Source organism: Acidisphaera rubrifaciens HS-AP3, from assembly GCF_000964365.1.
In the GTDB taxonomy this organism is placed as follows: Bacteria; Pseudomonadota; Alphaproteobacteria; order Acetobacterales; family Acetobacteraceae; genus Acidisphaera; species Acidisphaera rubrifaciens.
In genome coordinates, this window is sequence record NZ_BANB01000992.1 from 1 (window position 1) to 1249 (window position 1249).

At 74.9% G+C, this 1249-nt stretch carries 1 protein-coding gene; it reads left to right on the plus strand.

Annotation, left to right across the window (positions count from 1 at the left end; genetic code table 11):
• Positions 1 to 942: hypothetical protein (locus B8460_RS22520; RefSeq protein ID WP_048863315.1), on the plus strand; the 942-nt coding region annotated here is incomplete at its 5' end.
• Positions 943 to 1249 lie beyond the last annotated feature (307 nt).

A 1249-nucleotide genomic window follows, 5' to 3' on the forward strand; every position in this document is an offset into this window, starting at 1 on the left:
CCGGCGGCGCTGTATGTCGCGCTGACGGCGCTGGCCGTCGCGACCGTCGGGCCGGCGGCCGACATGTCGTGGCGCACCGCCGGCCGGCCCTTCGCCGAGGCGGCGTCGCCCTATCGTGCCCTGTTCGCGGCCGCCATGGGGGCGGAGGGGCTGCTGCCGCTCTACCCGCCAGGCTTCTGGCGCCTGGGCGCGGCGGCCCAGGCGGCGGCGGCGCAGCAGGGCACCCTGGCCTGGCTGCTGCTGGTCCTGACTCCGGGCGTGATGCTGGCGCTTGCCACGAGCTTTGCCGGCAGGGCGCGGCTGCTGATCATCCCGGGCGTCACCTATGCCGGAACCGTCGCCTTCGGTCATCTGATCTATCTTGGCAGCATCCGCCACTGGGGCTTTGTTTTCGTGGCGTTTGTGGTCGCCCTGTGGATCCGCTGCCGGCAGGGTGGCCGGGTGGCCCATGCCGATCTCGGCCTGCTCGCGCTCAATGCCGCGGCGGGGGCGTGGATGGTCATGCTGATGTGGTCGCCGCCGTTCTCGGCGGCCGGCGCCGCGGCGGCATTCCTGCGTGGGCACGGGCTCGCGGACGCGACCTTGATCGGGACGCCGGACACGCATGCGGCGCCGATCGCCATCCTGCTCGGCCGCAGCATGGTCTTTCCCGACTGCGACTGCACGGATCGCTACGTCCGGTTCCTGCGCCGTCGGGACGCGTACCGGCCGGCGATGCTGCCCGAGCGCCTCGCGGCGGAGGTGCGGCGGGCGGGCGGCGGTCCGGTGGTATTCATCACCCTGCTCGACCAGCCCGACCCGGACCGCCGCGCGGCGATCCGGGCGGCGGGGGTCGCGCTGACCCCGCTCGCGCAATTCGGAGGCGCGGTCACGGATGAGAGCTACGCGCTCTATCTCGCCCGCGCCCTGCCCGGACCGGCCCGGGGCGCAACGTCTCGGTAAGGCGCCCGGCCAGTCGCGGGCACTGTGTGCCGGCGGCAGGCGATGCGCCGCGGGGTTGAATGACGTCGTGCGCCCGAGACGAGTCGGCGCGGCCTGGGGGCGTGCCGGGTTCACGCGCTGGCCCGATCGTCACAGGCGCGGAGCGCCGGCCTTCGGGAGCTGACCGGGCGCGCGGCCGCCAAGGCGGGGCCGGTGCCGACCCGCCCGCGCGTGCGGCCGCTGGCGACAAACGAACTGGCGGGGCTTCGGACGGTGGCGGTGTCAGTCGGCCGCGGCGGCGACGCAATCGGCGGCCGGCCCATCGGAC